The organism is Novosphingobium sp. PY1, from assembly GCF_017312445.1.
Lineage (GTDB): Bacteria > Pseudomonadota > Alphaproteobacteria > Sphingomonadales > Sphingomonadaceae > Novosphingobium.
Genome location: NZ_BLTI01000003.1, coordinates 57,673 through 83,759, shown reverse-complemented (window position 1 = coordinate 83,759; position 26,087 = coordinate 57,673). Strand labels below are relative to the sequence as shown.

Below are 26,087 nucleotides of genomic sequence, written 5' to 3'. Positions count from 1 at the left end.
TCGATTCCGATGTGTCGAAGGGCGCGCATTGCGCACCCTCACATGGGCCTCAGACGTCGAGGTTGGCGACGTTGAGCGCGTTTTCCTGGATGAATTCGCGGCGCGGTTCGACGATGTCGCCCATCAGGCGGGTGAAGATCTCGTCGGTCACGTCCGCGTCCTCGACCTTGACTTGCAGCAAGGCGCGGTTCTCCGGATCGAGCGTGGTCTCCCACAGCTGCTCGGCATTCATTTCGCCAAGACCCTTGTAGCGCTGGATCGAGAGACCCTTGCGGCCTGTGCTGAGCACCTTCTCGAGCAGTTCGCTCGGCCGGGTGATGGCATCTTCGCCGACCACCGGACGCGCTGCGCTCGTTTCGCCATCGTCGTCGTTCGCCTCCTCGGGCTCGGCCGTCTCGGCCACGGCCGTAGCGCGCACGAGGCGGGCGGCATTGGCATAGACGTCGACGTTCTCGGCGGCGAGACGGGCCAGCTTGCGGGCCTCGGCGCTGGTGAGGAAGGCAGCCTCGATCTTGTGGTGATCGGTGACGCCGCGCCACAGGCGCTCCACCTCGAGATTGCCCTCGGGGCTCATGCTCACGGTCCAGCGAGCTTCGGTGTCGCCGCGATCGAGCCAGGCCGCCGCGCGCGTCATGGCTGCCTCGCGTGCGTCGCTCGTCAGCTCGGGCGCGAGCACGCCGGCAAGGGCCAGGGCCTCGATGATGTTGGTGTCATAGCGGCGCGGCACGAAGGCCATCAGGTTGCGCATGCGGATGGCATGTTCGACCAGCGATTCGAGGTCCGGCCCGCTGCGTGCCCCGCCCGCCGTTTCCAGCACGCGGCCGTTGAGTCCACCTTCGACGAGGTAGCGGTCGAGCGCGGCATTGTCCTTGAGGTAGACTTCGCTGCGGCCCTTGGCGACCTTGTAGAGCGGCGGCTGGGCGATGAAGAGGTGCCCGGCGCGGATGATCTCGGGCATCTGGCGATGGAAGAACGTCAGCAGCAGGGTGCGGATATGCGCGCCGTCGACGTCGGCGTCGGTCATGATGACGATCTTGTGGTAGCGCAGCTTTTCGAGGTTGAAGTCGTCGCGGATGCCGGTGCCCATCGCCTGGATCAGCGTGCCCACTTCCTTGGAGGAAATGATGCGGTCGAAGCGCGCGCGCTCGACGTTGAGGATCTTGCCCTTGAGCGGGAGGATCGCCTGGGTCTTGCGGTCGCGGCCCTGCTTGGCCGAACCGCCTGCGGAATCACCCTCGACCAGGAACAGTTCGCATTTGGACGGATCGCGTTCCTGGCAGTCGGCCAGCTTGCCGGGCAGGCTGGCGATGTCCATCGCGCCCTTGCGGCGGGTCAGTTCGCGGGCACGGCGCGCCGCTTCGCGGGCGGCGGCGGCGTCGATCACCTTCTGGACGATGGTCTTGGCAGTGGCGGGGTTTTCCTCCAGCCACTCGCTCATCTTCTCGCTCATCAGCGCCTCGAGCGGCTGACGCACTTCGGAGCTGACCAGCTTGTCCTTCGTCTGCGAGGAGAACTTGGGATCGGGCAGCTTCACCGAAACGATCGCGGTCAGGCCTTCGCGCATGTCGTCGCCCGAAAGCGAGACCTTTTCCTTCTTGAGGAGCCCCGAGCGTTCGGCATAGCCGTTGAGCGTGCGGGTCAGCGCGGCGCGGAAAGCGGCGAGATGGGTGCCGCCGTCACGCTGCGGGATGTTGTTGGTGAAGCACAATACGTTCTCGTAATAGGAATCGTTCCATTCGAGCGCGACTTCCATGCCGATGCCGTCCTTGTCCGCCGAAATGGCGATCGGATCGGGCATCAACGCCTGCTTGTTGCGGTCGAGGAACTGCACGAATGCACCGATGCCGCCTTCGTAGAACAGGTCGTGCTCGACGATTTCCTCATGGCGGCGGTCGCGCAGCTTGATGCGTACGCCCGAATTGAGGAACGCGAGTTCGCGGTAGCGGTGCTCCAGCTTCTCGAAGTCGAATTCGGTCACGTTCTTGAACGTGTCGGTGGAAGCGAGGAAGGTCACGCGCGTGCCCTTCTTGCCTTCGGGGGCGGGCCCGCGCACTTCCAGCGGGGACACGGCGTCGCCATGGGCGAACTTCATCCAGTGCTCCTTGCCGTCGCGCCAGACGGTAAGCTCCAGCCATTCGGACAGGGCATTGACCACCGAGACGCCGACGCCGTGCAGACCGCCGGAAACCTTGTAGGCATTGTCGTCCGAGGTGTTCTCGAACTTGCCGCCGGCGTGGAGCTGGGTCATGATGACCTCGGCCGCCGAAACGCCTTCCTCGGCATGAATGTCGGTGGGAATGCCGCGGCCGTTGTCCTCGACCGAGACCGAGCCATCGGGGTTCAGTTCGATGAGGACGAGGTCGCAGTGGCCGGCCAGGGCCTCGTCGATCGCGTTGTCGGAAACCTCGAAAACCATGTGGTGGAGACCCGAGCCGTCGTCGGTGTCGCCGATGTACATGCCAGGGCGCTTGCGCACCGCGTCGAGGCCCTTGAGGACCTTGATCGAGTCTGCGCCGTAGGAGTTGGTGTTCTTGCCGTTTTCGGGTTCGCTAGCCATGGCGAGTCTATAGGCATTGGCCCCGGCAAACCCAAGCAAAAGCGGCATGGGAGGGGCGCTTTTCCACAAGAGTTGGCGGCCATGCGCCGCACTGTTGCGACCGGGCGGCCGGCTGCGCTCTGCAGCGAATCGGTTTGGCCAGTATCGGCGTGGGTGTTCGGCCAGGCAGGGGCATGCGGTGGCCGGGTTGGCGAATCCTGCATGCGCGTTCTTGCGCGCTCTGCAATTGCCTGAAAATGGGTCCCGTCAGGGAGTGTCATCGGGTCCGGCCACAGGCCGTCCGGGCACCATATTGTGCAGGTGCAATGCAAAAGGGCGGCCCCTCGGGACCGCCCTTCCGGTTGGGATCACTTTGGCCTCAGACGAGGGTCACAGCGAACGCCAGGGCACTGATTCCAAATGCTGCGGCGAGGCCGACAGTCCGTTCTACGATGGTCATCTGTTTCTACTCCTGCATTCGATAAGAGACGGGTTCGCCCCGTTCCCTTCGCATGTGCAGCATTTAGTCTCTCGCCCCTTGAATCTCAATCTCTATTTCCGGAATAGAGATTGCAAGTTTTGCAACTCAAGTTGCGGATTTGGGCGAATGCGGAGCTTTTCGCGCGCGACTGCCATCTGGACACTCGCTGCGGCTCGCATTAGGGGCCAGCCATGAACATCCCCTCGTCAGATTCCGTACTCATCGTCGATTTCGGCAGCCAGGTTACCCAGCTGATCGCGCGCCGTGTGCGCGAAGCGGGGGTCTATTCCGAAATCGCGCCGTTCTCGATGGCCGAAGAAGCTTTCAAGCGCCTCGATCCGGTGGGCATCATCCTGTCGGGTTCGCCGGCCTCGGTGCTCGATGACAACGGTCCGCGCATTCCCGATTGCATTCTGGAGAGCGGCCGTCCGATGCTCGGCATATGCTATGGCCAGCAGTCGCTCATGCACCAGATGGGCGGCGAGGTGCTTGCCGGCGACTCGGGCGAGTTCGGCCGCGCCTTCATCGAGATCGGGGATGAGTGCGCCCTGTTCGACGGTCTCTGGAACGTGGGCGAAAAGCACCAGGTCTGGATGAGCCACGGCGACAAGGTGACCAGCCTTGCCCCGGGCTTCCGCCCCGTCGCGTCCAGCTCCGGTGCACCTTTCGCGGTGATCGCCAACGACGAGAAGCGCATCTACGCGATGCAGTTCCACCCCGAAGTGGTGCATACGCCCGATGGTGGCAAGCTGCTCAAGAATTTCGTGCGCCACGTCTGCGGCATGGCCGGCGACTGGACGATGGCCGAATTCCGCAAGACCAAGATCGAGGAAATCCGCGAGCAGGTCGGCGACAAGCGCGTGATCTGCGGCCTTTCGGGCGGCGTCGATTCCGCCGTGGCCGCCGTCCTCATCCATGAGGCGATCGGCGACCAGCTCACTTGCGTTTTCGTCGATCATGGCCTGATGCGCATGGGCGAGGCCGAGCAGGTCGTGTCGCTGTTCCGCGGCCACTACAATATCCCGCTCGTCCACGTCGACGCCTCGACCCTGTTCCTCAAGGGGCTGGAGGGCGTCACCGACCCCGAAAAGAAGCGCAAGTTCATCGGCAAGACCTTCATCGACGTCTTCGAGGACGAGGCGAAGAAGATCGGCGGCGCCGAGTTCCTGGCCCAGGGCACCCTCTATCCCGACGTGATCGAATCGGTTTCGTTCACCGGCGGTCCCTCGGTCACGATCAAGAGCCACCACAACGTCGGCGGCCTGCCCGAGCGCATGGACATGAAACTGGTCGAACCGCTGCGCGAACTGTTCAAGGACGAAGTGCGCGAGCTGGGCCGCGAACTGGGCCTGCCCGACATCTTCGTGGGCCGCCACCCGTTCCCCGGACCGGGCCTCGCCATCCGCATTCCCGGCGAAGTCAGCCGCGACAAGGCCGATATCCTGCGCAAGGCCGATGCGATCTACCTCGAGGAGATCCGCAATGCCGGCCTCTACGATGCGATCTGGCAGGCTTTCGCGGTGCTGCTGCCGGTCAAGACCGTTGGCGTCATGGGCGACGGCCGCACCTACGACAGCGTTTGCGCCCTGCGCGCGGTCACGTCGACCGACGGGATGACCGCCGACATCTATCCCTTCGATGCCGCCTTCCTCAGCCGTGTCGCCACGCGCATCATCAACGAGGTGAAGGGCATCAACCGCGTGGTTTACGACTACACTTCCAAGCCGCCCGGCACGATCGAGTGGGAATGAACCGGCGGCAGGGACCGGAGAGGTCCCTGCGAACACGGTATTGAACAGGGGCCCACAGCAATGCGGGCCCTTATTCGTTGGGATCGGGCCCTCTGAGCGGAACCTTTCGACGGCCGAAGTCTGCCTGCGTAAAGGTCCGTTAGTTTGAGATGGGAGGGGGCGCGTGCCAGTTTACGCGCTCGGTCTTGGCCCACATTCCGGCCATATCGATGGGGTGGGCAATCAGGAGGGACGTCTGATAACCCTGCGAAAACATCGTGCGTACCTGGTACAGGGCTTCGAAGGAGTCGAAGTTGCGCCCAATGCGGTAGCCAAGTTGTTGCAGGCGCATTGAGTCCATTGCAAGATTGATTATCTGCCTCACCCCGGCATCGCCGGTGCCCGATCCTTTTACCGCGCCGGATCACGCAGCCGCGCTTTCCGTACAGATCGAGCAATTGAGAGATCAGCATCTCGCCGCGTTTGGCGATCCGTTTCTCACCAGGACCCTGGCCGTTGGCGGCCGCGCCGAGAACAGTTTTGGCGCTCTTTCGGGCCTTCTCGATCGTCAGTGCCCCGAGGCGCCCAAGGTGTAGGTGCGGCGCTTGGCGGTCCGCCTACCAGCATCGGCGCGGTAGCGCACGATGAACGATTTGACGCCACAGGGCATAATGCGCAGGCCGAAGCTGGCAATTTCGGCATGCCAGAGCTCATATTGATCTTCGCGTTTCTCCGCCCGCTCGCAAAGATTGCGCGTCAATTTCACTGTCGAACGTTGACCCGCTTGCTTCATTCCGTGTCGTGTGGACCAGTATCGACGCTGGGACGAACACGGGACTACTGACAGGTCGTTTGGATCGAATTCAAGCCAAGTGTGGCACAATCGGAACCACGAGAAAACAGATGCTTGTCATGCTCCGGCGTATCTGAGCGAACCCCATGGGAGGCCAAGCCTAGATTTTCCAACGTTGGGGCGAGGGCTCGAATCCCTTCGCCCGCTCCAGTTCCTCTCCTTGAAAATCGTATAGATAACGGTCCATTGGGCAGGCTTGCGGTCGGTCGCGCAGCGCTTCGTGCAGGACAGGCCGCGTGGCGTCGTTGTGGCATGGCCGGAGATATAGATGAGGAATCGGTCATGCACCAAGATGGCGACTGACCGATTCCCTTTCGCTCTTGCGGGCTGCGCAGGCCAATATGGTGGGCGCGAAAGGTCGTGGGACTGAAGAGACCTGCCGCGCCCGGCGCCCGCGCGGGCGCCTTCAGGTCAGAACGTGCTGCGCACGCCGAAGGTGAAGTTGCGGCCGCGCAGCGGCGCTGCCTGTTTGATGAACGAGGCGTGGTTGAACGCCAGGGCATTGGTCAGGTTGTTACCGCGCACGAACAGTTCGGCATTGGCCTGCGGGCCGAGTGCAAGCTTGTAGGCCAAAGTCGCATTGACCATGTCGTAGCCGGGCGTGCGCGTCTCGAACGAGGCCACTTTGCCTTGTTCGAACACGCGATAGTATTCGAGATCCGCAGAGAGCGGGCCCCAGCGACCATCGGTCCGGCCCCCCAGCCGACCGGCAGGAATGCGCGGCAAGTTGCCCAGGCCGTCCTTCAGCTTTGCGCGCACATAGTCCCCGAAGATCGACAGCGCGAATTCCGGTGTGATCTGCTGGCGCACTTCGCCGTCGATCCCGGTGAAGCGGGCGTCGGCGGCCGTGTAGCGAATCAGGCGGAAGTCCTCGAAGCGATCCAGCGTCTCTGCGAAAATGTAGTCACTGAAGTCCTGATGGTAGGCGCCGATCGTGAAGGTCGTTGCCCCGGCGGTCTTGCGCAGGGTCACGTCGATCGACTTCGCCGTTTCCGTGCCCAGCGCGGCGCTGCCCATCTCATAAGTATTGGTTGCCAGGTGAACGCCGCGCGCGAAGAGTTCCTGCGCGTTGGGCGCTCGCTGCGAGCGGGCAAGCGAGAGTGAGAGCGAATAGTCGCTGCCGACGTTCCAGATCGCCGCGCCGGAGATGGAGAAGGGCTGGTGGGTGACACGACGATTGAGAGTGGTCTCGATGCTCTGCCATTCCTGCCGCGCGGCCACTTCGAAGCGCACCTGTCCGGCTGCCAGTGTTTCCATAAGGAACAATGCGGTGTTTTCAGTATCGCTCTGCGGCAGGAAGGCTTCCTCGCCGACGGCGCTGAACCTGCTGCTTGAATGCTGGACACCAAAGATGCCGCGTAGGCCGGCCAGCGGCTTGTGCGTCAGTTCGAATCGGATGTCGTGCGCCTTGTTGCGGAAGGTCGTGGAGATTTCGTCGTGCTCGAGCTCGTCATGCTCGTAGTCGGTGAATGCCATGCGCAGGCGCACTTTCTCTAAGCCCGGCAGCGGGTTGCGGTATTCGCTGCGGATGTCGAAGCGCTCGCTCCTCAACTTCACGTACGGGACTTCGTCGTGGTCATGTTCGTGATCATGGTCGTGATCGTGATCGTGATCATCGTGGCTGCCGCAGTGCAGGCTGGTGCCGTGCGGATGGCACGATTCGTATTCGTGGCTGTGGCCGGGCAGGCCATATTCGCTGCGCTGGCGGGTATAGGCCACGCCGAGATAGCCATCCGGCCCGACCCATGAGCCGCCGACACTGAATGTCGATGTGTCGTTGTACGAACCGTCGACGTGGCGGTCGCCGAACTTCTTGGGAATGCGGTAGTCGTCCGAGGTGCGACGCACGCCCTCGACATGGATTGCGAAGGGGCCGATCCCGGCGGTTAGCCCGCCAACCAGTGAGCGTTCGTCATCGGCCGTGCCGAGGCGCCCTTCGGCGACGCCGGAGAAACCGCCCTCGGGGAGTGCTGTGGGGACCTTGCCGTCGATCAGGTTGATCGCGCCGCCGATCGCGCCCCCGCCATAGAGCAGGGCGGAGGGGCCTCGCAGGACTTCGATGCCTTCCAGCAGAAGCGGTTCGGCGGTGACAGCATGGTCGGGCGAGACGGCCGATGCGTCCTGAATGTTCGCACCGTCCGAAAGCGACTGGACGCGCGGTGCGGTCTGGCCGCGGATAACCGGACGGCTGGCGCCGCCGCCGAAATTGTCGAAATTGATGCCCGGCTGCCCGGCCAGCGTGTCGCCGAGCGTGGCCTGGCGGCGATGGACGAGGTCGTCGCCTCTCAGGACGATCACCGGGGTTGCGGTTTCGTCGGCCTTTTGTTCGAACGCCGTGGCCGTGACGACAATTCGCGAGCCGCCGTTTGCCTCGTCAGCATGGGCGGACGGCGCCGAGATCGCGGGCAGGGAAGCTGCACAAAGCAGCAAGGCACGAATTTTCAAGTTGGGCCCCTTTTTCTGATGAGAGTGCGCGCCTATTAAGTAATGATATAACGTCACTCAAGTGGGAATCTCGTTACATATCATGTCTGTACAATTTCGAACTCGTGCGGCCGGTAAGCGCAGGACCGATATCGTCGAAGGCGCTGCGGTCTCTGCCTCGCTCCTTTGCCTGGTGCATTGCCTGGCGCTGCCACTCCTGCTGCTGTTGCTCCCCGGCGCGCTTGGGCTCTTCGTGCAGTCGCCGGCGTTTCACTTCGTCGCCATGGGGATGGTCGCTCCGGCGGCGCTGGCGGCCTTCGGGCTGGGCTATCGCCGTCATGGCGCTCGACGGCCGGTTCTGCTTGGGCTTGCGGGAGTGGTGAGCCTTGCCCTCGCGCTGATGCCGGGCATGGGGCATGTCGGCGAAGCAAGCCTGACTGTGACCGGTAGCCTGCTGCTGATCGCGGGGCATACGATGAACTGGCGGTTGCGCGCTTGCGGCATCTCCTGGCGGCAGAGGCAAGAAGCGCGCTCAGCGCTCACACATGACAGGTAAACCGAGGCAGGCGGTTTTCACTCGTGACACCTGGCGGGGCTGCCGCTAGGGGCACGCTCGTGGGCAATTTCAGGCACTTCTTCCGGCAGCGGCCGGGGATCGCGGCGCTGCTTCTGGCGGCGGCGCTTTGCCTGAAGGTTTTCGTGCCGGTGGGCTACATGCCCGCACCTGTCGGAAGCGACCTAGTGGTCGCGCTGTGTTCGGGTAGCGCGCCTGCCGGAACGACCGTGCAGATCCACATTCCGGGCAAGGGCCCGCAGGACGACGCGCCGAAGTCAGTCGACCACCCTTGCGCTTTCGCCCCGCTGGGGGCCGCGGCACTGGGATCGGCGCCGCCGATGCTGGCGCTGGCCGCGCTGTTCTTCGTCTTCGTCGCCGCGATCCTGCGCCGTCCGCTCGACCTGCGCCCGATCGATGCGCAGATCCGTCCGCCCAGCCAGGGGCCACCTTCCTTCGCCTGATCCATGATTCGCGCCGCGCCGGTTCCCTGCGAACGGCTGCGGTACCGACATGACATCTGCACGCATGGGCGCCCGAAGTGCGCCTGCACGCGTGCCGTCCAGGTGATACCTTTCATGACAAAGACCATGCTCGCGCTCGGCGCGGCGCCGCTTGCCCTGCTTCCCCTTGCCGCCCACGCCGATGAAGCGGCGGCAGACGCGAATACCATTCTCGTCGTCGGCCAGCACGAATCCGCAATCTCCATCGAACCGCGCGGCCTATCGGTCAGCCTTGGTGAGGAGCAGTTCGCCGGCATCAATGCCCAGAACGTCGAGGACCTGATGAAATACGCGCCCGATTTCTTCGTGCGCAAACGCTTTGCCGGGGATTCCAACGGCGTGCCGGGCTTCCGTGGCACCCATTCGACCCAGAGCGCACGAACGCTGGTGATGGTCGATGGCTTCACGGTCTCCAACTTCCTTGGCAATTCCTTCGGCTTTGCGCCCAAGTGGGGGATTGTCGGTCCGGGCGAGGTTGCGCAGTTCGACATCGTCTATGGCCCTTACTCGGCGCGCTATGCGGGCAATTCGATGGGCGGCCTCGTCAATATCACGACCCGATCCCCGCAGAAGACGGAAGCCTTCGCCACGGTGCAGGGACTGGCCCAGCACTACGACCAGTTCGGCACCCGCGACACATATCGGGGCTATTCCGCAGAGGCCGGTTTCGGCTTTCGGCAGGAGGACGGACCATGGTCGCTGCGCGTGTCCGGCCGCCATTTCCGCAACGACGGCCATCCGCAGATGTTCTACGGCCTTGCGGAATCGGACAGCACCATGCCTGCCACCGCTGTGGCCGGCGCCGTCATCGATCCACGGCAGGGGCAGGCTTATGCGCCGGGTTCGCCTGCCAAGCCCATCTTTGCCGCGCAGAGCCCGGCGGCGATCACCCAGGACCAGGCGAAGCTGCGCCTCGGTTACGATGGCGCTTCGGGCGTGACCGGCGAATTCCTGCTGGCCTACTGGCACAACCTCGATAGCCAGACTGCGCCCGACTGCTACTTGCGCGATGCTGCAGGCAATGTGGTCTGCGAAGGTCTCGTTTCGCTTGGCGGGAAAACCTACGATGCCAGCGGAGCCAAGTGGTCGCGCTCCATACGCGATGAACTGCTGGCGGGTCTCAAGCTTGCAGCGCCGCTTTCGGACCGGGTGACGGTGCAGGCGAATGTCTCCAGCTATCAGATCCTGCGTTCGGACGGCTTTACCTCCGGCAGCTATGCGGCTGGAGAGGCCAATGGCCCGGGCACGCTCGCCCGTCAGGGGCCGACTTATTGGTGGACTGGCGATCTTTCCTTCAATGCCCGCCTTGCCGGGTTCGAGCTGGCTGCCGGAAGCAGCGCCAATCTCTACCGGACCGATGCCACCAACTATGCGCTGGACAGTTGGCGCCGTGACGAGGGCAAGGATTTCTCGAGCCGGACCTTCGGCAAGACGCGCGTGCTGGGGGGCTGGGCCGAACTGCGCGTTCCGCTCGAGGCGGTGACGCTGACGCTGGGCGCCCGCTACGAGGACTGGCGCGCCTTCGATGGCGGATTGACCCGGCTGGGCAGCGACGCATTGGCGGGCCAGCAGGTGACGGGGCGCTACGATAGCCGCCACGCCGACGGCTTCCAGCCCAAGGCCGCGTTTGAATGGGCAATCGATTCCCTCACGACGCTGCAGTTGAGCCTGGCCAGGGCCACGCGTTTTCCCACTGTCGGGGAGCTGTTCCAGGGCAGCCTCAATGGCGATGGCAGCTTCAACGAGGACAGCTTCGATCCCGGCCTGAAGCCGGAGCGGTCGAGCGATGCGAATCTGGTTCTGGCGCACGATTTCGGTTCGGTGAAATTGACCGGTTCGGCGTTCTGGCAGCGGGTGGAGGACACCATCTTCTCCTTCACCGGCTTCAACCAGAACGGCGTCACCACCTCCAGCTACAAGAACATCGACGTGACGCGCCAATACGGCTTCGAGGCGATCGCGGAAGCGCGCAACGTGATCGTGCCGGGGCTCGACATCGATGCCAACGCGGCGTTTATCGATTCGATTACGGTGCGCAACGATGCCGCCCCGGCGGCGGAGGGCGTGCAGTTTCCGCGCATCCCGCGCTGGCGGATCAATGCGAACCTGCGGTACCGGGTGACAGGGCCGGTGATGGTGTCGGTCGGCATGCGCTATGCCAGCAGGCCCAACACCGATCTGCTGGGGGAGCAGCGCGGCGATACCTATGGCTATACGTCCGAGCTTTTCGCGCTGGATGCCAGAATTAACTGGAACGTGATCGAACGGCTCCGGGTCAGTGCGGGCGTGGACAACATCACCAATGACCGCGCCTGGGTTTACCACCCCTATCCGCAGCGCAGCTTCCTGATCGAGGCGGGTTGGACGCTATGAGCGGGCCACAGCAAAGGCGCAGCGAGCGCTGGTATCGCGCCGTGTGGCGCTGGCATTTCTATGCCGGTCTGTTCTGCGTACCCTTCGTCGTCTGGCTTTCGGTGACCGGCGGCATCTACCTGTTCAAGCCGCAGATCGAGGCCGCGCTCTATGCGCCCTACCGCGATGTCGTGCACGGCGACGCGCCCCAGCTTACCGCTGGGGCGTTAGCCGCAAAGGCGGTTGCGGCGGTGCCGGGTTCGGTCTTGCACAAGTACGTGTTGCCCGAGGCCGCAGGCGATGCGGTGCAGGTGCTTGTCGGCAAGGGCGCTCGGGAAACGCGGGTCTGGGTCCATCCGCAGACCGGAGAGGTGCTCTACAAGGTGGCGGAGCAGGACCGGCTGATGCGTATCGTCTTCCGCCTTCACGGCGAACTGCTGGCAGGGAACCGCGGCTCTGCGCTGGTCGAGACGGCGGCCTGCTGGACCGTGATCATGCTCCTGACCGGACTGTTCCTGTGGTGGCCGCGGCAGACCGGGGGGAGGCTCGCCGGGGTGCTTTTGCCTCGGCTGCGCAAGGGCAGCAGCGTGTTCTGGCGTGACCTCCATGCCGTGACCGGCTTGTGGATCTCGCTGGGCGCTGTGTTCCTGATCGCCTCGGGCCTGCCCTGGGCCAATGCCTGGGGAGATTACTTGCGCCAGGTCCGGTCGGTGACCGGAACGGCGGCAGGCAGCCAGGACTGGTCGGCGGGATCGGTGGCCGACGCGCGTGAGCGCGCAGGCGCCGATGCTGCCATGCGCGCGACGATGTCCGAACATGCGGGGCATCATGGCATGGCGATGGGCGGGGCCGTCACAGCGGCTCCGGCTGTGCTGGACGCCGTCGTCGGGCGAGCGGTAACGCTGGGCTTCGCTGCGCCTGTCGAGGTCAGTCCGCCCACCGCGCCCGGTGCGGCCTGGACGGTGCGCAGCCAGGCAGCGGACCGGCCACGGCGCGACAGTGCCCAGATCGCAGGCAATGGCGCCCTGATCGGCATAGAGCGCTTTTCCGACCGGCACTGGATCGACCGGACCGTCGGCTACGGCGTGGCGATCCACGAAGGAGCCTTCTGGGGGCTGGCCAACCAGTTGCTGAACCTGGCGGTGCTGCTGGGGCTGGTGACCCTGTCTGTTTCCAGCGTGGTGCTTTGGTGGCGCCGTCGGCCTGCCGATATGCTGGGTGCGCCTTCATGGCTGGCGCCGGTCCGGCACAGCTGGGCGCTGGTCGGCCTTGTCGTTATGCTGGCGCTGGCGATGCCGCTGTTCGGCGCCTCATTGGCGCTGGCGGTCGTTGTCGAATGGGCTCTCAAGCGCATGGCGCCCTCGCTGGCGCGATGGATGGGCTGGCGAGCCGGGGTGAGTGCTCAGGCGGGACGCTGAGAGGTCAGGCCCTGTCGCGCACCACGCAGCGAAATCCGATATGCGTCGTGGCGCTGTCGATCATTTCGGGGTGGCGCGCGGCAGGCCGGTAGCGCTGGCAGTAGTTGGCGGCGCACAAGTGCGATCCGCCCTTGAGCACCTTGCGGCCAATCCTGACACCCGGCTGGACCGGATCGTAGCTGTCCTTGAGCTTCGCTCCGCGCGGATTTTCCATCACGCAGCAGGCACTCGGCTTCTTCTTGGCGACGGTCTGCGGGCGTTCCGACCACCAGTCCGCGGTCCATTCCCAGGTGTTGCCGATCATGTCGTAGAGGCCGTAGCCGTTGGCCGGGAAGGTCCTGACCGGCGAAGTTCTTTCCCATCCATCGAGGCACTGGTTGGCGAAGGGAAACAGGCCCTGCCAGTAATTCGCCATCATCGCGCCGTCCGGGGCCAGTTCGTCGCCCCAGGCGTAGTCCTTGCCCTCAAGGCCGCCACGCGCGGCGAACTCGAATTCGGCCTCGGTCGGCAGTGCCTTGCCGGCCCACTTCGCATAGGCCTCGGCATCGGCATAGGCGATATGGACCACCGGGTGATCCCAGAGATCGTCGAGATTGCTGTCCGGGCCGAGCGGGTGGCACCAGTCGGCTCCGAAGACGAACGACCACCAGTTGGCCGGGTTACTGGTGTCGACCGGTGTGGCGGTCTTGTGAAAGACCAGCGATCCTGCCTTGTCCATTCCCGGCAACATGCCGGGATAGTCCTTCGGGTCGGGAGCGATCTCGGCCACGGTGACGTAGCCGGTCGCTTCGACGAAGCGGGCGAATTCGCGATTGGTCACGGGGGTTTCGTCGATCCAGAACGGATCGACCTTCACCCGCCGAAGCGGCATTTCCTCGGGATAGAAGTTTTCCGATCCCATCGTGAAAGTTCCGCCGGGAACGTGGATCATCCCTGCGACAATGTCTTCTACCGGGCTGCTGGTCTTCTGCATGGCCTCGTGACTAGAGAGATGCACACAGTAATCAAGTCTCGCCCGGAGGTTCGCGGCGGCGGCAGAGGCCTTCTTGGGCGACACTGGCGACCATGGTACCGGCGCGGTCGTAGATGGTTCCGCGGGCGAAGCCCCGGGCGTGCCCGGACCACGGGCTGTCCATGTAATAGAGCAGCCAGTCATCGACCGGCGGCGTTCGGTGGAACCATACTGCGTGATCGAGGCTGGCGGCCTGCAACTGCGGCGAGAAGAACTTGATATCGTGCGGCAGGACCGCCGTCGTCAGCAGCGCGAAGTCGCTTGCGTAGGCCGTGACAATGCGATGCACCGCGGGGTCTCCGCCGATCGGTCCGGCAAGGCGGAACCAAAGGTATTGCGAAGGCACGCCGACGCCGTCGACGACATTGGAACTGGGCGGGCCGGGTCTGATTTCGAATGCAGCCAGGCGATCCTGCAGGTGCTTGGGCAGGGGCGCCCCCTTCTTGCGCAGCACGTCCTGCATGTCCGGGCACTGCTCGGGGGCATAGACCTCTGGCATCGGCGCGGCATGGGAGAAGCCGTCCTCAGGGCGCTGGAACGAGGCTGCGAGGTTGAGGATCGGCTTGCCGCCCTGCATGGCGACGACACGGCGATTGGCGAAAGTGCCGCCATCGAAGTCGCGCAGGACACGGTAGATGATCGGCCGCAACATATCGCCGGGACGCATGAAGTACGCGTGGAGCGAATGCGCGTGATGGTCTTCGCGCAGTTCTTTCGCCGCCGCAGCCAGGGCCTGCGCGATCACCTGACCGCCGAATACGCGTCCGGGGCTGTCCGGCGCCGCTGCGCCGCGGAACAGGTCCGTGTCGATTTCCTCGACGAGCAGCAGTTTGCGCAGCTCCTCAACGGCGAAGGTCCTCGGATCAGTCATCGTTACCTTGCGATTTCGGCTGGGCCGTACCTTTCGCCCCATCGAGCCAGTCTTTCGACTGCTGTTCGATCAGGCGCAGTTCGGTCAGGGTCTGTTCGATCGCCCGCTTCTGGCGGCGCAGTTCCGCGATCCGGTCGCTCACCTTGCCGAGAAGGTTGCGGACCTGTTCGACATGTTCGGGGTCGACGTCGTAGAGATCGAGGAATTCCTTGATCTCGCGGATGCTGAAGCCCAGCCGCTTGCCGCGCAGGATCAGCTGCATGCGCCCGATCTCGCGCTTGCCGTAGATCCGCGTGGTGCCCACGCGCTGGGGCGCGATCAGGCCCTTGTCCTCGTAGAAGCGCAAGGTGCGCATGGTGACGTCGAGATGCTCTGCCGCCTCGTGGATGCCCAGCATGTCGGGCAGCTGCACGTCCGCCTTTTCGCTTGCCCCGCTTTCGCTCATGGTGCGCGCTTCGCGGCTTCTTCGGCCACGAGTTCCTTCTTGGAAAGCTTGCCGACGAGGGTCTTGGGCAGCGAGTCACGGAATTCGATGGCCGAGGGCATCTCGATCTTGTTCAGCCGCGGCTTCAGAAATTCCAGCAATTCTTCCTCGCTCAAGATATCCCCCTTGTGCAATGCGACGAAAGCCTTGGGGGCCTGCCCGCGATAGGCATCGGGAATGCCGATGACGATCGCTTCTGCAACCATCGGATGCTCGTAGATGGCATCCTCGATCACGCGCGGATAGACGTTGTAACCCCCACACAGGATCAGGTCCTTGATCCTGTCGACGAGGAACAGATAGCCGTCTGCGTCGAGATAGCCAATGTCTCCTGTCCGCAGGGCGCCGTAAATGAACGTCTTTTCCGATTCTTCGGGCCGGTTCCAGTACCCCTTCATCACCTGGGGGCCGCGCGCGCAGACTTCGCCCTTCTCCCCGGTGCCGAGCACCTTGTGGAGATTGTCGGGATCGCGGATCTCCAGTGCGGTGCCCGGGAAGGCCGGGCCGCAGGAGTTTTCCTTGATGACGCCTTCAAGCGGATTGCAGGCGATGATCGGGGATGCTTCGGAGAGGCCGTAGCCTTCGACGACCTTGACCCCGGTGTGCTCCTCGAAACGCTGGCGCACTTCGAGCGGAAGCGGCGCGCCGCCCGAGATGCACACGCGCACGCTGTCGAACTCGCCGTGCAGCTTCACGTGGTTTAGCGCGGTGTAGAGCGTGGGCACCCCGAAGAACTGCGTCGGCCTGGTGCGCCGCGCGGTGGCGAGGAAGGACTTCATCTCGAAGCGCGGCAGGAGGATCATCTCTGCCGCGGTATCGACCGAGTAGTTCAGCACCGTCGTCAGTGCGAAAACGTGGAACAGCGGCAGGACGCCCAGCGTGCGCTCCTGTTCGTCGGGCATGTGGCCGACGTGGGCGATCATCTGGGCGCTGTTGGCGGCGAGATTGGCGTGGCTGAGCATTGCGCCCTTGGGCACGCCGGTGGTGCCGCCGGTATATTGCAGCACGGCCAGGTCGCCGGGATCGCGCTTGACCGGATCGGGGTCGGCATCGCGCGCGATCAGGTCGGCAAAGCGCACGAAGCGCAGGTCGTGCGGCTCATGCGCGATGTCCTTGCGCTTGAGCAGCTGGTAGGCGCGGCGCTTGAAAGTGGGCAGGGCGTCGGCGAAGGGGCACACGATCACGCGTGACAGGCTGCCCTTGCCGACCAGCGGCGCGATCTTGGGCAGCGACAGGGCCAGGTCCGAGGCGATCAGCACGCTGGCGCCCGAATCCTCGACGAGGTGCTCCATCTCGCGCTCGGTGTAGAGCGGGTTGAAGTTCACCACGACCGCGCCGATGCGCAGGATCGCGAAGTAGCAGATCACGTAGTAGGGCGTGTTGGGCAGGCACAGCCCGACCCGCGTACCCGGCTTGACGCCAAGGTCCTGGAGCCCGCGCGCGGCCTTGCGCGCCAGCTCGCCGACTTCGGCGTATGTCCACTTGCGGCCCATGAAATCTATGGCGGGCCACTCACCATGATGCGCGACCGCGTGGTCGAGCAGGTCGGTAAGCAACCGCGGAGCGATCGGCGGCATCTCTTCCGGCAGCTGGGAGGAGGAGGGTTGTGCCGGGCGAGCCTTGTCCCCCAAGGGGGTCCCGCCGATCGTCTCCGCGGCGCTCATCAGAACTTCACCCGCGCGCCGAGGGAAAAGACGAGCGCGGATGCGTCTGTGAGCGTGCCGTTCACCAGGATCGGCGTCTGTGCCGCGGTTCCTGCATAAGCGGCGGTCGTGCGGTCGATCGTGGCATCCTTGAACGAGATGTACGAAGCGGCAGCATCGACGGTGATGGCCTTGCTGACAGCGTAGCTGGTACCGGCCGAGAAGTTCCAGCGGTTGCTGTCCGGCACGCGGGCGTCACGTTCGCCGTCGCGCGTTGGGGTTCCGCCGTACTGGACGCCAGCGCGCACGGTCCACTCGGGATTGACCAGGTAGTCGATGCCCGCCGCGTAGCTCCAGCTGTTCTTGTAGTCCTCTGGGATCGAGGCGTTGATCGGCGCGCCGAGATCGATGGTGTCGAACTTGCTCCAGCCATAGCGTACGACCTGCGCGTTCAGCGTCAGCCGGTCGGTCGCCTTGTAGCGGATGCTGCCGATTGCCTGCCACGGCGTGCTGAAAGTGGCGCGCGTGGCGATCTCGCCGTTCTGGCCGGCAAGCGGGCCAAGCAGGCCTTCGGTCAGGACCGTGCCCTTGAGCTTGTGCTTGATGCTCGACTTGTAGGAGACGCCAAGCGAAAGCGGACCGGTGTGATACTGGGCGCCGACCGACCAGCCCATGTCCCAGCCCTTGCCGGACAGGGTCTGGTGCCCGTCGGGCAGCAGGGCGGATAGGTTCGGCAGGTAATTGCCCAAGGTGGCATCGGCGTGCTCGATGTTGAGCGCGGCGCCAAGGGACAGCTCGGGCGTCACGGCAACGGCCAGCGTCGGCTGGATGTCGAAGGTGCGCAGCTTGGTCTTGTCCGCGGTGTAGCGGGCCCAGCTGTCCTCTGCGTAATTGGTGGTGAAGTTGTAGGGGGCGCTGACGGCGAGGCCCACCGCGACCTTGCCGAAGCCGTAGGCGATCGCGCCGGAAGGCAGCACGCCGTTGTCGATCGGGTTCTTCTCGACCGGGTCGCCGCCGACGGAGGCGGGGGCCGAGGCCGGGCGGACGATCACGGTGCCATTGTCGGAAACCTTGCCGCGCGGAAGGATGGCGCTGGCATGAACCGCGGCTTCACCGCCTTCCATGCCGGCGATCGAGGCCGGGTTCCACCACAGCGAATCGACGCCGGTGTCGGCGGCCTCACCGGAAAAGGCACGGCCCTGGCCGCGTACGGACTGTTCCTGAAGGTAGAATGCCTGGGCGTGGGCCGATCCTGCGACGGCCATGGCAAAGAAGGATACCGCGCTGGAAAGGAATACGCGGCCGGACTTCAACTTCATTCGAAACTCTCCCGAATTCAATTTCTTGTATTGTCTGGTAACGCCCGGACGCATCAGTTGATCCGCGTCCAGGTCTGGGTCTTGCACAAGGGCCAGACGATGCAGCCCTTGAGCTTGAGGGTGTCTGCGCCGGCCGGTGTGATCGTGGCCTTGTAGGTGCCGCCGTCTTCCGGGTTGTAGATCGTGCCGCCGGTCCACTTGGCCGCGTCGCGATCGAAGCCGCCCAGGATCTGCAGGCCCTTGAGGCGGCGGTTGCGCTTGGCCTCGTCCTTGTTGTTCTCGTCCCGCATCTCCGGATTGCGCCGGATGTTGTCGGATTCGAGGAGCGTCCCGCAGATCGAGGTTCCGCAGCGCGCGATCTCGACGACGCCGTGCTTCGACGGTGTGCGCCACATTCCCAGTACCGAGTCCGGCGATGCGGCGGATGCCGTGACCGGAACTGCAGCAATGGCGGCAACAAATGCCACTGCCGCATGTTTCGTGATTCTCATGTGCGACCTTTCCATCTCTCTCCCGAAGCCCGGATTCGCGCCGCTTGCTGGCAGACGTCTTCGATCCGGGGCCGGGTATGGACTCGAGATAACCGAAAATTTGCTTGACGTATAGGGAAAGAATCGCACCTTAAGGGAAGATGTTTCGAACGGTCCGGATTCTTGAGGCCCGTCCGCCATGGAGAGAATGCATGCAAAGCGTCGTGATTGCGGGTTTCGCCCGTTCCCCGTTTCACCTGGCCAACAAGGGCGCGCTTGCCCGGGTCCGGCCTGACGACCTTGCCGCGCAGGTGATTCGCGGGTTGATCGACAAGACCGGGGTCGAACCGTCCGACATTGAGGACCTGATTGTCGGCTGCGCCTTCCCCGAAGGCGAACAGGGCCTCAACGTGGCCCGCTTGATCGGCCTGCTGGCCGACCTGCCGATCTCGGTGGGCGGGATGACGGTGAACCGCTTCTGCGGTTCGTCGATGAGCGCGATCCACATCGCCATGGGCCAGATTGCCGTGGGCGCGGGTGAAGTCTTCATCTGCGCAGGCGTCGAATCGATGAGCCGGGTGCCGATGATGGGCTTCAACCCCATGCCCAACCGCGCCCTTGCCGAAAAGAGCGCCGCCTACATATCGATGGGCGAAACGGCTGAGAACGTCGCCGCGAAGTACCAGATCGGCCGCGATGCGCAGGAAGCCCTGGCCGTCGAAAGCCAGAAGCGGGCGGCCGCGGCGCGCGAGGCCGGCAAGTTCGCCGACGAGATCGTGCCGATCACGACCAAGGGCGGCACTGTGAGCGAGGACGGCACGATCCGTCCCGGTACCACGGCCGAGGACCTTGCCGGGCTCAAGCCTGCCTTCGATGCCAGGGGTTCGGTCACCGCCGGTACATCCTCTCCGCTGACTGACGGCGCCAGCGCGGTGCTGGTCTGCACCGAGGACTATGCCCGCAAGCACGATCTGCCGATTCTCGCCCGTATCAAGTCGGTGGCGATCTCCGGTTGCGCGCCCGAAACGATGGGGCTCGGGCCGATCCTCTCCAGCAGGAAGGCGATGGAGCGCGCAGGCATCACGGCGGGCGACCTCGACGTGGTCGAGCTTAACGAGGCCTTCGCCTCGCAGGCGATCGCCTGCATGACCGACCTCGGCCTCGATGCCGCGAGGACCAACATCGACGGCGGCGCCATCGCCATCGGGCACCCGCTCGGCGCAACCGGCGCGCGCATCGTCGGCAAGGCCGCGGCGCTGCTGAAGCGCGAAGGCGGCAAGTATGCGCTGGCCACGCAGTGCATCGGCGGCGGGCAGGGCATCGCCACGATCCTGGAGTCGGCGCAATGAACGATACCATCCGGAAAGTCTGCGTCATCGGCGCCGGTACCATGGGTGCCGGAATCGCCGCCCAGGTCGCCAATGCCGGTATGCCGGTCGTCCTGCTCGACATCGTCCCCAAGGACGGCGAGAACCGCAACGCCATCGCCGAAGGCGCGGTGGCGCGCATGCTCAAGACCGAGCCTGCGCCCTTCATGTCGAAGGCTGCGGCCAAGTTGGTCGAGACCGGCAACATCGAGGACCATCTCGACAAGGTCGCCGAATGCGACTGGGTGATCGAGGCGGTGATCGAGCGGCTCGACATCAAGCAGGGCCTCTATGCCAAGCTGGAAGCGGTCAAGCGCGAGGGTACGGCGGTCTCGTCGAACACGTCGACCATCCCGCTCGCCCATCTCGTCGAAGGGCGCTCGGACGGCTTCAAGCGCGATTTCCTGATCACCCACTTCTTCAATCCGCCGCGCTACATGCGCCTGCTGGAAATCGTTACCGGTCCCGCGACCGATGCGGCCGTGGCGGACAAGGTGGAGCGCTTCGCCGATGTCGCGATGGGCAAGACGGTGGTCCATGCCAAGGACACGCCGGGCTTCATCGCCAATCGCATCGGCACGTACTGGATCCAGCTCGGCCTCAATGCCGCTTTCGACATGGGGCTCACCGTCGAGCAGGCCGACGCGATCGCCGGCAAGCCGATGGGCGTGCCCAAGACCGGCATTTTCGGTCTGGTCGATCTCGTGGGCATCGACCTGATGCCGCACTTGCAGGCGAGCCTGACTTCCACGCTGCCCAAGGACGATCCCTATCAGGAGATCGCGCGCAGCCATCCGCTTATCGAGAAGTTGATTTCCGAGGGATTCACCGGCCGCAAGGGCAAGGGCGGTTTCTACCGCCTCAATAGGGACATGGGTCGCCGCAAGGAGGCTCTTGACCTTGCGACCGGTGAATACCGCGAGAAGACCAGCGCCCGCGGCCCTTCGGGTCGCGCAGCCAAGGGGGACCTGCGGGCGCTGGTCGAAACCAGGGGCGCGGTGGGCGAATATGCCTGGGCGATCCTGGGCGGGACGCTGGCTTATGCCGCCGCCCTTGTGCCGTCTGCCGCCGCCGATGTCGTGGCCGTCGATGACGCCATGAAGCTGGGCTACAACTGGAAGTCCGGGCCGTTCGAAATGATCGACACGCTGGGCGCGCAGTATCTTGCCGAAAGGCTCGAGGCTGAAGGCAAGCCCGTTCCCGAGATCCTCAGGCTGGCAGGAGAGCGCACTTTCTATCGCATCGAGGACGGCAAGCGCCAGTTCCTTGGCCTTGACGGCGAGTATCACGATGTCGTGCGCCCCGAAGGCGTGCTGCGTCTCGCGGACATCAAGCTGGCCTCCGGGCCGCTGCTCAAGAACGGCTCGGCAGCCCTGTGGGATGTCGGCGACGGAGTGGCCTGCCTCGAATTCACCGGCAAGATGAATGCGCTCGACGGCGACGTGATGAAGCTGATCGTCGAGGCGATCCCGCTCGTTTCCGCCAGGTTCAAGGCGCTCGTCGTCTATAACGACGCCGACAGCTTCTCGGCTGGCGCCAACCTCGGGCTTGCCCTCTTCGCGATCAATATCGCCGCCTATGGTGAGGTCGAGAAGCTCGTGGCCGGCGGGCAGATGGCCTACAAGGGCCTCAAGTACGCGCCCTTCCCGGTGGTGGGAGCACCTGCCGGTCTGGCCGTGGGCGGCGGGTGCGAGATCCTGCTGCACTGCGACGCGATCCAGGCCCATGCCGAACTCTACACCGGCCTCGTCGAATGCGGCGTCGGCCTGATCCCCGGCTGGGGCGGCAATGGCGAGATGATCGACCGCGCGCGCAAGGCGCCCATGATGCCCAAGGGGCCGATGCCCGCCGTCGCCAAGGTGTTCGAGACGGTCTCGACCGCGACTGTTTCCAAGTCTGCGGCGCAGGCGAAGGAAATGCTGTTCCTGCGCCCGGATGACGGCATCACCATGAACCGCGACCGCCTGCTTCACGATGCCAAGCAGAAGGCGCTTTCGCTGGTGGAAGGCTACGCGCCCCCCGAAGCGCCCGAGTTCAGGTTGCCGGGCGAGGGCGGGCACGTCGCGCTCAACATGGCGGCGCAAGGCTTCCACAAGCGCGGAATGGCGACCGATTACGACATGGTCGTTTCCGATGCCCTGGCCACCGTGCTGACCGGAGGAGAGGCCGACCTCGTCGATACGGTGAGCGAGCAGGAACTGCTCAAGCTTGAGCGCGAGACCTTCATGCGGCTGGTTCGCGAACCGCGCTCGATTGCGCGGGTCGAACATATGCTTGAAACCGGAAAGCCGCTGCGCAACTGATGCGATGACAAGGGCGCGCGCAGTCGCGCCTGCGAGGAGAGTGAGAAATGCAAGTCTACGAGGCACCCTTGCGCGACATGAAGTTCGTGCTGCACGAGCTTCATGAGGATGACGGCTTCGGTAATCTCGAGGCGCTTGAAGAATTTACGCCCGATCTCGTCGATGCCGTGCTGGAAGAAGCGGCCAAGGTGGCGCAGGAGGTCCTGCTTCCGCTCAACCGCAGCGGTGATGTCGAGGGCTGTACGCTGGAGAACGGCGTGGTGCGCACGCCGCAGGGCTTCAAGGAAGCCTATGAGCTGTTCCGCGAGGGCGGCTGGTGCGCGCTGGCGTCCGATCCCGAATGGGGCGGGCAGGGCCTGCCCGAATCGGTCAACAAGATGACCGAGGAAATGATCTGCTCGGCCAACCTGTCGTTCAGCCTCTATCCCGGCCTGACCCACGGCGGCACGACCGCGATCGAGGTCTATGCCAGCGATGAACTCAAGCAGTTCTACCTGCCGAAGCTGGTTTCGGGCACCTGGTCGGGCACGATGTGCCTCACCGAATCGCATTGCGGCACCGATCTGGGCATGCTGCGCACCAAGGCGGTTCCGCAGGATGACGGCAGCTACAAGCTGACCGGCGGCAAGATCTTCATTTCCGCCGGCGAACATGACCTGACCGAGAACATCATCCACCTCGTCCTTGCACGTCTTCCCGATGCACCCAAGGGGGTGAAGGGCATCAGCCTGTTCCTGGTGCCCAAGTACCTGCCCAAGGACGACGGCACGCCGGGCCCCTCGAACGGGGTCTCGGTCGCGGCCATCGAGCACAAGATGGGCCTCAAGGCCTCGGCAACCTGCCAGCTCAATTTCGAGGAATCGACCGGCTGGCTGGTCGGCAAGCCCAACAAGGGGCTCGAGGCGATGTTCACGATGATGAACACCGAGCGCGTCTCGGTGGGCGTGCAGGGGCTGGGCGTGGGCGAGGCGGCCTACCAGTCTGCGGTGTGGTACGCGAAGGACCGCCTTCAGGGCCGGTCGCTGTCCGGCGTGAAGAACCCGGATGGACCGGCTGACCCGATCATCGTTCACCCCGATGTGCGCCGCATGCTGATGACGATGCGCGCCAACAACGAAGGCTGCCGTGCCATTTCGGCATGGGTGAGCCGCGCGCTCGATGCCGAAAAGCACGCCACCGATCCGGAGGTGAAGCAGCGCGCCGAGGATTTCGTCGCCCTGATGACGCCCGTGGTGAAGGCGCTTTTCACCGACCTCGGTTTCGAGAGCGCGAACCTTGCGGTGCAGGTCTATGGCGGCCACGGCTACATCGCCGAAAGCGGCGTGGAGCAGTACGCGCGCGATGCGCGCATTGCCATGATCTACGAAGGCACCAACGGCATTCAGGCGCTCGACCTCGTCGGCCGCAAGCTGCCTGCCCACATGGGCCGCTACTTGCGCGCGTTCTTCCACCCGGTCTCGCAGTTCATCGAAGCGAACAAGGGTGACGAGACCTTCGGCAAGATGATCGAGGCTCTGGAAAAGGCCTTTGGCGCGCTCCAGCTGTCGACGGCGACTATCGCGCAGAAGGGGATGAAGGACCCCGAGGAAGGCGCTGCTGCCGCGACCGATTACCTGCGCCTGACCGGCCTTGTCGCCATGGCCTACTGCTTTGCCAAGTCGGCCGTGATCGCCCAGCGCAGGCTTGGCGAAGGCACCGACGAGGCGGCGTTCTACAAGTCCAAGCTGGCGACCGCGCAGTTCTTCTTCGACCGTATCCTGCCCCAGGCGACCGCGGCATTCCTGGCGATCAAGTCGGGCAAGGCATCGATGATGGCGCTTGAGGCCGAAGCGTTCTGATCGGGCGTCCGGCGCCGCGCTCCGCAGTCGAGAGCGCGGCGCCGGACCGCTAATCCATCAGTTTCCGGCGATGGTCATGCCGTCGACGCGCAGTGTCGGCACGTTGATCGCGCGGTACCATTCAAGGTCGCTGGCCGGGGTCATCTGCGCAAACATCTTGAGCAGGTTCCCGGCGATGGTGAATTCGGCCACCGGCCCGGCCAGTTCGCCGTTGACGATGCGAAAGCCCGAAGCGCCGCGGCTGTAATCGCCGGTCACTCCGTTCACGCCCTGCCCGATCAGCTCGGTCACGTAGATGCCGTCGGCGATGTCCGCCATCAGTTCGGCGGGCGAGAGCGGACCGGCTTCGAGGTGGATATTGCCCACCGAGATTCCCGGTGCGCCGCCGCCGCCGCGCGAGGCGTGGCCGGTCGGCTCCAGGCCGAGCTGGCGGGCCGCCGCGCAGTCGAGCAGCCAACCGGTGATCTTCCCGTCTTCCACGAGATTGCGCGCACGGGTCGCCAGTCCTTCGCCGTCGAAGGGCCGGGCGCGAAGGCCGCGCGGCCGGTGCGGGTCTTCGGCGATCACGGTTCCCGGCGCGAAGATCTGTTCGCCGAGCCGGTCGAGAAGGAAGCTGGAACGGCGGGCGATTGCGCTGCCCGACATGGCGCCGATGAGATGGCCGACCAGCGTGCCCGAGACGCGCGGATCGAACAGGACCGGCATCGGGCCGCTCTTCACCTTGCCGGGCTCGAGACGGGCGACCGCGCGGGTTCCGGCCAGTTCGCCGATCTCGCGCGCGCCGGGCAGGTCGGCCACGTGATGCGTCTGGCGCCAGGCGCTGTCGCGCTGCTTGCCCGCGCCTTCACCGGCGACAACCGAAGCGCTGGTGGAATGGCTGGATGCGCCATAGGCCCCGGCGAAACCGTGGCTGGTCGCCAACGCGAAGATGCCGAATCCGGCACTGGCCGATGCGCCGTCGGAATTGGTCACGCCCTGCACCGCCCGGGCCGCGTCCTCGGCTTCCTCGGCACGTTCGCGCAGGGCCTGCGGGCTGGGTTCGGAGGGATCGATCAGGTCGAGTTCGGGGAAGGGGCCATGGGTGAGCAGTTCCTCTGGCGCCAGGCCGGCATAGGCGTCTTCCGGTGCGGCGCGGGCCATGGCGATCGCGCGCGCGGCCAGCTCGTCCAGCGCGAGGTCCGACAAGTCGGAAGAACCGATACTGGCCGAACGGGTGCCGCTGAACACGCGCAGCGAGATGTGCTCGCTTTCCGAACGCTCGACATCCTCGAGCTTGCCCAGGCGGATCTGGATCCCTTCCGAGGAACTGGCGCCATACACGGCATCGGCGGCATCGGCGCCTGCGCGGCGCGCGCGCGCAACCAGATCCTGCGCGCGTTCCCTGGCCTGTTCCGGATTGAGCATTGGACTTCGCAACTCCCTTGAACCGCGCGAAAGCCGGTTCGCGCTCAGGGCAGCCCTAGTCGCCGCGCGGGCCAAGGGCAAATGCGAGATGCACGAAGGTTCGGTTGGCCGGGGGACGTAAGCCGGGCTGGGCTCGCTCTCAGGCGAAGATCAGGGCGAGGCCCTTGAAAAGTCCGGTCAGCGCGAAAGGAAGCCCAATCGCCATGGCCCAGAGAACGAGACGGTCACGCCGGTAATAAGGCGCCATGCCCGGATCGTGCGCCTGTTCGTCGCTCAGGCGGTTCCAGCGCGCCTCGAAGCGGCGGCAGGCCGGGATGATGGCGATGACGAGGATTATCAGCGCAAGATAGGGGAGCAGCGAACTTCCGTGCGACTTGAGGGCGCCGATGGTCACGAAAATCTGCAAGGCGGTATAGGCCAGCAGGGCGTAAGCGATGTGGTCGCTCATCTTCTTGCGCCAGTCCACCAGATGTCCGGAGGCCGGAGGCATCATGGCCCGATGTCGAGTGGTCTTAGCCATCCAGCA

21 protein-coding genes are annotated in these 26,087 nt (G+C 64.8%); 9 read left to right on the top strand and 12 right to left on the bottom strand.

Features of this window, described 5'->3' with window-relative positions; all coding sequences use genetic code 11:
• Positions 1 to 49 precede the first annotated feature (49 nt).
• The gene (gyrB, locus tag J3474_RS03375) at positions 50 to 2,557 is read right to left on the bottom strand and encodes a DNA topoisomerase (ATP-hydrolyzing) subunit B (protein ID WP_207093092.1); all 2,508 of its coding nucleotides are present in this window, start codon (positions 2,555 to 2,557) and stop codon (positions 50 to 52) included.
• A gap of 651 nt (positions 2,558 to 3,208) precedes the next feature.
• Here gyrB and guaA point away from each other — a divergent pair.
• The gene (gene guaA / locus J3474_RS03370; protein WP_013834364.1) at positions 3,209 to 4,768 is read left to right on the top strand and encodes a glutamine-hydrolyzing GMP synthase; all 1,560 of its coding nucleotides are present in this window, start codon (positions 3,209 to 3,211) and stop codon (positions 4,766 to 4,768) included.
• Between the two features lie 139 nt (positions 4,769 to 4,907).
• Here guaA and J3474_RS03365 read toward each other — a convergent pair whose 3' ends face one another.
• Positions 4,908 to 5,099 carry a hypothetical protein gene (locus J3474_RS03365; protein ID WP_207093091.1) on the bottom strand — a complete coding sequence of 64 codons (192 nt, stop codon included), beginning with the start codon at positions 5,097 to 5,099 and terminating at the stop codon, positions 4,908 to 4,910.
• A gap of 16 nt (positions 5,100 to 5,115) precedes the next feature.
• On the opposite strand from J3474_RS03365, the gene J3474_RS03360 reads away from it, so the two are divergent.
• Positions 5,116 to 5,343, top strand: a complete 228-nt coding sequence (locus J3474_RS03360) for a hypothetical protein (protein ID WP_207093090.1) — start codon at positions 5,116 to 5,118, stop codon at positions 5,341 to 5,343.
• Here the strand turns inward: J3474_RS03360 and J3474_RS03355 are convergent.
• On the bottom strand, positions 5,316 to 5,540 hold the full coding sequence (locus J3474_RS03355) for a DUF4102 domain-containing protein (protein WP_207093089.1): 225 nt from the start codon (positions 5,538 to 5,540) through the stop codon (positions 5,316 to 5,318). The two genes, J3474_RS03360 and J3474_RS03355, sit on opposite strands and share 28 nt — an antisense overlap.
• Positions 5,541 to 6,011: 471 nt before the next feature.
• Positions 6,012 to 8,045 carry a TonB-dependent receptor domain-containing protein gene (locus tag J3474_RS03350; protein WP_242528176.1) on the bottom strand — a complete coding sequence of 678 codons (2,034 nt, stop codon included), beginning with the start codon at positions 8,043 to 8,045 and terminating at the stop codon, positions 6,012 to 6,014.
• 82 nt (positions 8,046 to 8,127) lie between these two features.
• Here J3474_RS03350 and J3474_RS03345 point away from each other — a divergent pair, with 82 nt between their 5' ends.
• The 4 genes from J3474_RS03345 (at position 8,128) to J3474_RS03330 (ending at position 12,850) form a co-directional block, all read left to right on the top strand.
• The gene (locus tag J3474_RS03345) at positions 8,128 to 8,580 is read left to right on the top strand and encodes a MerC domain-containing protein (RefSeq protein WP_207093088.1); all 453 of its coding nucleotides are present in this window, start codon (positions 8,128 to 8,130) and stop codon (positions 8,578 to 8,580) included.
• A gap of 59 nt (positions 8,581 to 8,639) precedes the next feature.
• Complete coding sequence (locus J3474_RS03340; protein ID WP_207093087.1) at positions 8,640 to 9,041, top strand: hypothetical protein; 402 nt, start codon at positions 8,640 to 8,642, stop codon at positions 9,039 to 9,041.
• A gap of 114 nt (positions 9,042 to 9,155) precedes the next feature.
• Entirely contained in the window at positions 9,156 to 11,453 is a 2,298-nt protein-coding gene (locus tag J3474_RS03335; RefSeq protein ID WP_242528175.1) for a TonB-dependent receptor, read from the top strand.
• A complete protein-coding gene (locus tag J3474_RS03330; RefSeq protein ID WP_207093086.1) occupies positions 11,450 to 12,850 on the top strand; it encodes a PepSY domain-containing protein in 1,401 nt (466 codons plus the stop codon). The genes J3474_RS03335 and J3474_RS03330 overlap by 4 nt, the downstream gene beginning before the upstream one ends.
• Positions 12,851 to 12,854: 4 nt before the next feature.
• Here J3474_RS03330 and J3474_RS03325 read toward each other — a convergent pair whose 3' ends face one another.
• Genes J3474_RS03325 through J3474_RS03300 form a run of 6 tightly spaced genes read right to left on the bottom strand, consistent with a single transcriptional unit; the run spans position 12,855 to position 18,670 of the window.
• Complete coding sequence (locus tag J3474_RS03325) at positions 12,855 to 13,823, bottom strand: formylglycine-generating enzyme family protein (RefSeq protein ID WP_376706510.1); 969 nt, start codon at positions 13,821 to 13,823, stop codon at positions 12,855 to 12,857.
• 31 nt (positions 13,824 to 13,854) lie between these two features.
• Entirely contained in the window at positions 13,855 to 14,733 is an 879-nt protein-coding gene (locus J3474_RS03320) for an acyl-CoA thioesterase II (RefSeq protein ID WP_207093085.1), read from the bottom strand.
• Positions 14,726 to 15,178, bottom strand: coding sequence for a MerR family DNA-binding transcriptional regulator (locus J3474_RS03315; protein ID WP_242528174.1), 453 nt, complete (start codon positions 15,176 to 15,178; stop codon positions 14,726 to 14,728). Before J3474_RS03315 ends, J3474_RS03320 begins: the two co-directional genes overlap by 8 nt.
• Positions 15,175 to 16,881, bottom strand: a complete 1,707-nt coding sequence (locus J3474_RS03310) for a long-chain fatty acid--CoA ligase (protein ID WP_207093084.1) — start codon at positions 16,879 to 16,881, stop codon at positions 15,175 to 15,177. Before J3474_RS03310 ends, J3474_RS03315 begins: the two co-directional genes overlap by 4 nt.
• The gene (locus J3474_RS03305; RefSeq protein WP_207093083.1) at positions 16,881 to 18,179 is read right to left on the bottom strand and encodes an OmpP1/FadL family transporter; all 1,299 of its coding nucleotides are present in this window, start codon (positions 18,177 to 18,179) and stop codon (positions 16,881 to 16,883) included. Before J3474_RS03305 ends, J3474_RS03310 begins: the two co-directional genes overlap by 1 nt.
• A gap of 53 nt (positions 18,180 to 18,232) precedes the next feature.
• Positions 18,233 to 18,670 carry a DUF2147 domain-containing protein gene (locus J3474_RS03300; protein WP_013834354.1) on the bottom strand — a complete coding sequence of 146 codons (438 nt, stop codon included), beginning with the start codon at positions 18,668 to 18,670 and terminating at the stop codon, positions 18,233 to 18,235.
• Positions 18,671 to 18,861: 191 nt separating this feature from the next.
• On the opposite strand from J3474_RS03300, the gene J3474_RS03295 reads away from it, so the two are divergent.
• Genes J3474_RS03295 through J3474_RS03285 form a run of 3 tightly spaced genes read left to right on the top strand, consistent with a single transcriptional unit; the run spans position 18,862 to position 24,157 of the window.
• Positions 18,862 to 19,998 carry a thiolase family protein gene (locus J3474_RS03295; RefSeq protein ID WP_207093082.1) on the top strand — a complete coding sequence of 379 codons (1,137 nt, stop codon included), beginning with the start codon at positions 18,862 to 18,864 and terminating at the stop codon, positions 19,996 to 19,998.
• Positions 19,995 to 22,319: a 3-hydroxyacyl-CoA dehydrogenase/enoyl-CoA hydratase family protein gene (locus J3474_RS03290; RefSeq protein WP_207093081.1), complete on the top strand. Its 2,325-nt coding sequence runs from the start codon at positions 19,995 to 19,997 to the stop codon at positions 22,317 to 22,319. Before J3474_RS03295 ends, J3474_RS03290 begins: the two co-directional genes overlap by 4 nt.
• Positions 22,320 to 22,366: 47 nt before the next feature.
• Entirely contained in the window at positions 22,367 to 24,157 is a 1,791-nt protein-coding gene (locus J3474_RS03285; RefSeq protein ID WP_013834351.1) for an acyl-CoA dehydrogenase C-terminal domain-containing protein, read from the top strand.
• 57 nt (positions 24,158 to 24,214) lie between these two features.
• Here the strand turns inward: J3474_RS03285 and J3474_RS03280 are convergent, their stop codons facing one another.
• Together J3474_RS03280 and J3474_RS03275 are read right to left on the bottom strand one after the other, a co-directional pair.
• Positions 24,215 to 25,561, bottom strand: a complete 1,347-nt coding sequence (locus J3474_RS03280; protein WP_207093080.1) for a TldD/PmbA family protein — start codon at positions 25,559 to 25,561, stop codon at positions 24,215 to 24,217.
• A gap of 139 nt (positions 25,562 to 25,700) precedes the next feature.
• Positions 25,701 to 26,081: a hypothetical protein gene (locus tag J3474_RS03275; protein WP_232512542.1), complete on the bottom strand. Its 381-nt coding sequence runs from the start codon at positions 26,079 to 26,081 to the stop codon at positions 25,701 to 25,703.
• Positions 26,082 to 26,087 lie beyond the last annotated feature (6 nt).

Coding starts and splice junctions, on each gene's coding strand:
- gyrB (WP_207093092.1), bottom strand. CDS start 2,557: ATGGCTAGCGAACCCGAAAACGGCAAGAACACCAACTCCTACGGCGCA.
- guaA (WP_013834364.1), top strand. CDS start 3,209: ATGAACATCCCCTCGTCAGATTCCGTACTCATCGTCGATTTCGGCAGC.
- J3474_RS03365 (WP_207093091.1), bottom strand. CDS start 5,099: ATGCGCCTGCAACAACTTGGCTACCGCATTGGGCGCAACTTCGACTCC.
- J3474_RS03355 (WP_207093089.1), bottom strand. CDS start 5,540: ATGAAGCAAGCGGGTCAACGTTCGACAGTGAAATTGACGCGCAATCTT.
- J3474_RS03345 (WP_207093088.1), top strand. CDS start 8,128: ATGTCTGTACAATTTCGAACTCGTGCGGCCGGTAAGCGCAGGACCGAT.
- J3474_RS03335 (WP_242528175.1), top strand. CDS start 9,156: ATGACAAAGACCATGCTCGCGCTCGGCGCGGCGCCGCTTGCCCTGCTT.
- J3474_RS03330 (WP_207093086.1), top strand. CDS start 11,450: ATGAGCGGGCCACAGCAAAGGCGCAGCGAGCGCTGGTATCGCGCCGTG.
- J3474_RS03325 (WP_376706510.1), bottom strand. CDS start 13,823: ATGCAGAAGACCAGCAGCCCGGTAGAAGACATTGTCGCAGGGATGATC.
- J3474_RS03320 (WP_207093085.1), bottom strand. CDS start 14,733: ATGACTGATCCGAGGACCTTCGCCGTTGAGGAGCTGCGCAAACTGCTG.
- J3474_RS03315 (WP_242528174.1), bottom strand. CDS start 15,178: ATGAGCGAAAGCGGGGCAAGCGAAAAGGCGGACGTGCAGCTGCCCGAC.
- J3474_RS03310 (WP_207093084.1), bottom strand. CDS start 16,881: ATGAGCGCCGCGGAGACGATCGGCGGGACCCCCTTGGGGGACAAGGCT.
- J3474_RS03305 (WP_207093083.1), bottom strand. CDS start 18,179: ATGAAGTTGAAGTCCGGCCGCGTATTCCTTTCCAGCGCGGTATCCTTC.
- J3474_RS03300 (WP_013834354.1), bottom strand. CDS start 18,670: ATGAGAATCACGAAACATGCGGCAGTGGCATTTGTTGCCGCCATTGCT.
- J3474_RS03295 (WP_207093082.1), top strand. CDS start 18,862: ATGCAAAGCGTCGTGATTGCGGGTTTCGCCCGTTCCCCGTTTCACCTG.
- J3474_RS03290 (WP_207093081.1), top strand. CDS start 19,995: ATGAACGATACCATCCGGAAAGTCTGCGTCATCGGCGCCGGTACCATG.
- J3474_RS03285 (WP_013834351.1), top strand. CDS start 22,367: ATGCAAGTCTACGAGGCACCCTTGCGCGACATGAAGTTCGTGCTGCAC.
- J3474_RS03280 (WP_207093080.1), bottom strand. CDS start 25,561: ATGCTCAATCCGGAACAGGCCAGGGAACGCGCGCAGGATCTGGTTGCG.
- J3474_RS03275 (WP_232512542.1), bottom strand. CDS start 26,081: ATGGCTAAGACCACTCGACATCGGGCCATGATGCCTCCGGCCTCCGGA.